Below are 3,054 nucleotides of genomic sequence, written 5' to 3' on the forward strand. Positions count from 1 at the left end.
CTTGCGTGACCAGGCGCCCGGACCAGTGATGGAGGCATAGGGCTGGTGGCGCAAACGCAGCGTGGCCAGAAAGAAAAAGAGGGAAAAAGCTGCAAGGTAGGTCAGGCCGTACCAATGAATGGCAAGAGGGCCCAACTGCAGGGCAACCGGATTGATTTGCGGATGAATAAGCATGGGCCGTATTTTTGCATGCGGGTTTCGTAGGAAAAGGCTTACAGGTGGTCGACCCTCGATTAGACTGGCAGGACGCCCCCCACAGGACCACCCATGCGCGATTCTTTCCGACTTGCCGCTGTTTTCGGCCTCATGGCCTTGCTTGACGTACAACCTGCCGCCGCTCAGGTCTACCAGTGCCTTGACGCAACCGGCAAGAAGGTTTTTTCACAAACGCCCTGCGCAACCAGCGGCGGTGGCAACGAAAAACTCATCGTCCCCGCTCCTGCGCCTGCCGCAGCCTCCAGATCAACTGACGGCACGCCCGCAACTGGCGTGCCTGGCGTACTTTATGGCAATGGCGGCGCCGCCGCGGCACCCAGGGATTGGGCGGCAGAAAACGCCGCGGCAAACGCGCGCGCCAATTCGGCAAGCACCAATTCAGGCAGTTCTTCCCAAGCCTGGCCGTTGGGCGGGCTACGCAAAGGAAGCACAGCGGCACCGGTTTCTGACAAGAAGATCATTGCTGATTGCGAAGCCAGCCACGGCGCCCGTTGCAGCAGTGCCGGGGAAATCGCCCAGCGCCGGATGGAGCAGCGCGAACTCACCGCAGCCGAAAGGCAGCAGCAGCAAAGCGCGGTGGCGGCGCGTCGGCAGCGCGAGCGGGAAGAAGCCTTTGAGCGGTCTATACGCCGATAAACGCCGCGAAACGCGCGAGGGCCGGGTTGGCGCGGGCCTCCCGCCAAACCAGGCTTGTCTCGCAATTGGGCACAGCAGTCGAAGTGTCCCGCGTGCCGCCACCCCTTGAGGCCGTGCCCGCAGACAGGCTGCGATATACCACTCCCTGCCGTTGAAACTGCCGCACGCTCTCGGGAACCCAGGCCACGCCGAGCCCGGCGGACACCAGATTCACAATGGTCTGCATCTGAATCGCCTCCTGCGCAACTTGCGGCAGTTGCCCAGCGGCGTAATACATCGCAAAAATCGCGTCGTAGAGTGACGGAACAATGCGCCGCGGGAAAATAACCAAAGGCTCATTCAACAGATCTGGAAGGACAAGCGAAGTCTTGCCCGCCAGTGGATGCTGCTCCGGCAACGCTACCAGCAGCGGATCCTGACTGATGCGCCGGCAGGCAAGGTCTGGTGGCGCAAAACCCGGCGAATGCAGCATGAAACCTGCGTCGATCTCACCACGTTCAAGGGCTTGCAGTTGTACGTCGCCTGTTGCCTCTATCAATTCCAGCTGCACTTTGGGGTAGTGTTCACGAAATTCTCGCACCCAACGAGGCAACAGATCAAAACCCACCGTAGAGACAAAAGCCAGCCGAAGGCGCCCCGCTTCACCGTCAGCGCTGGCACGTGCATAGGCCGGCAAGGCCTGGGCGCGTGCCAGCAGCTCCCGCGCTTCAGGCACCAAGGCGGCCCCGGCCGCCGTGAGCTGTACGCTGCGTTTGGTGCGGTCAAACAGCCGTAGCTCCAACAGCACTTCCAGTTGGGCAATCGCCTGCGTCAGCGGCGGCTGGGTCATGTTCAGACGCCGGGCGGCACGGCTGAAATGAAGCTCTTCAGCCACCGCCAGAAATTGGCGCCACAAACGGAGTTCGATTAGGGGTGTTCTGCGGGAATCCAAGGCATGACTCATATGTTGCACATATTAATATACGTTAAAGAATAGATTGGAAAGAATTAATCAAAGCACGCATACTTGGCCTTTCCGACAACAGGCCGGGGCGTGCATGCCCGGACAGCAATCACCCCCACGAGACATCACACCATGACCACCAAAACCGTCAACATCGTTGCCAACCCGCGCAGCAAGAACATCACTGAGGGGAAATCCCGCGCGCCCAACCGCTCCATGTACTACGCCATGGGCTACGAGGCCGACGATTTCAAAAAACCGATGATCGGCGTGGCGAATGGCCACAGCACCATCACACCCTGCAACAGCGGCCTGCAAAAGCTGGCCGACGCCGCGATTGCCGGCATTGAGGAAGCCGGCGGCAACGCGCAGGTGTTCGGCACCCCCACCATCTCGGACGGCATGGCCATGGGCACAGAGGGCATGAAATACTCCCTGGTCAGCCGGGAGGTGATCTCGGACTGCATCGAGACCTGCGTACAGGGCCAGTGGATGGACGGCGTGCTGGTGGTCGGCGGCTGCGACAAGAACATGCCTGGCGGCCTGATGGGCATGCTGCGCGCCAACGTGCCGGCGATCTACGTTTATGGCGGCACCATCCTGCCCGGCAGCTACAAGGGCAAGGACCTCAACATCGTCAGTGTGTTCGAAGCCGTGGGGGAGAACGCCGCCGGACGCATGAGCGATGAAGACCTGCTGCAAATTGAGCGCCGTGCCATCCCGGGCACCGGCAGCTGCGGCGGCATGTACACGGCCAACACCATGTCCAGCGCGTTTGAAGCGCTCGGCATTTCGCTGCCCTACTCCAGCACCATGGCCAATCCGCACGACGAGAAAATGAACTCGGCCAAAGAATCGGCCAAGGTGCTCGTCGAAGCCATCAAGAAGGACATCAAGCCGCGCGACATCGTCACCAAAAAAGCCATTGAAAACGCCGTGGCCGTGATCATGGCCACCGGCGGCTCGACCAATGCCGTACTGCACTTCCTGGCCATCGCCCACACGGCCGGCGTTGAATGGACCATTGACGATTTCGAGCGCGTGCGCCAGCGCACACCGGTGCTGTGCGACCTGAAGCCATCCGGCAAATACCTCGCCGTGGACCTCCATCGCGCCGGCGGCATTCCGCAAGTGATGAAGACGCTGCTGGCCGCCGGCTTGCTGCACGGCGACTGCCTGACGATCTCCGGCCAGACCATTGCCGAGACGCTCAAGGACGTGCCCGAGGTGCCGCGCGCCGACCAGGACGTAATCCGCCC

At 61.4% G+C, this 3,054-nt stretch carries 4 protein-coding genes; 2 read left to right on the top strand and 2 right to left on the bottom strand.

The genetic code is table 11. From position 1 onward, the window contains the following. Positions 1 to 174: prolipoprotein diacylglyceryl transferase family protein (locus tag AC1D0Z_RS18595; protein WP_477659679.1), on the bottom strand; the 174-nt coding region annotated here is incomplete at its 3' end. A 93-nt stretch (positions 175 to 267) separates the two neighbouring features. Here AC1D0Z_RS18595 and AC1D0Z_RS18600 point away from each other — a divergent pair. Next, positions 268 to 852, top strand: a complete 585-nt coding sequence (locus tag AC1D0Z_RS18600) for a DUF4124 domain-containing protein (RefSeq protein WP_477659676.1) — start codon at positions 268 to 270, stop codon at positions 850 to 852. Here AC1D0Z_RS18600 and AC1D0Z_RS18605 read toward each other — a convergent pair. Further along, positions 839 to 1,795 carry a LysR family transcriptional regulator gene (locus tag AC1D0Z_RS18605; protein ID WP_477659677.1) on the bottom strand — a complete coding sequence of 319 codons (957 nt, stop codon included), beginning with the start codon at positions 1,793 to 1,795 and terminating at the stop codon, positions 839 to 841. The genes AC1D0Z_RS18600 and AC1D0Z_RS18605 overlap by 14 nt on opposite strands. A 132-nt stretch (positions 1,796 to 1,927) precedes the next feature. Here AC1D0Z_RS18605 and AC1D0Z_RS18610 point away from each other — a divergent pair. Next, on the top strand, positions 1,928 to 3,054 hold a 1,127-nt coding region (locus AC1D0Z_RS18610), incomplete at its 3' end, for a dihydroxy-acid dehydratase domain-containing protein (protein WP_477659678.1).

Source organism: Polaromonas sp. P1_E3 (assembly GCF_056405935.1).

Coding starts and splice junctions, on each gene's coding strand:
- AC1D0Z_RS18600 (WP_477659676.1), top strand. CDS start 268: ATGCGCGATTCTTTCCGACTTGCCGCTGTTTTCGGCCTCATGGCCTTG.
- AC1D0Z_RS18605 (WP_477659677.1), bottom strand. CDS start 1,795: ATGAGTCATGCCTTGGATTCCCGCAGAACACCCCTAATCGAACTCCGT.